Origin of the sequence: Streptococcus oralis (assembly GCF_001075875.1) — a bacterium.
Lineage (GTDB): Bacteria > Bacillota > Bacilli > Lactobacillales > Streptococcaceae > Streptococcus > Streptococcus oralis_I.
The window spans coordinates 1-350 of record NZ_JUOS01000150.1; the positions used below are offsets into that span (position 1 = coordinate 1).

A 350-nucleotide genomic window follows, 5' to 3' on the forward strand; every position below is an offset into this window, starting at 1 on the left:
TAGAGACTAAGAAACTTCCGAACGGAGATACCGAGCACGTCTACGAACAAGTTAAGACATTATTCAAGGATAAAGAAGGTAAAGCAATTTCAGGATATCCAAGTGAAGATGGCGAACAACCGAAGAAAGAAATCCCAGGCTACCGCTTCGTAGAGACTAAGAAACTTCCGAACGGAGATACCAAGCACGTCTACGAACAAGTTAAGACATCATTCAAGGATAAAGAAGGCAATTCAATCCCAGGATATCCTACAGTTGATGGTGAACAAGAAAAAGCAGAAATCCCAGGCTACCGCTTCGTAGAGACTAAGAAACTTCCGAACGGAGATACCGAGCACGTCTACGAACAA

At 43.1% G+C, this 350-nt stretch carries 1 protein-coding gene; it reads left to right on the forward strand.

What is annotated here, in order from left to right:
- Nucleotides 1-350: MucBP domain-containing protein (locus ADM33_RS08465; protein WP_049504502.1), on the forward strand; the 350-nt coding region annotated here is incomplete at both ends.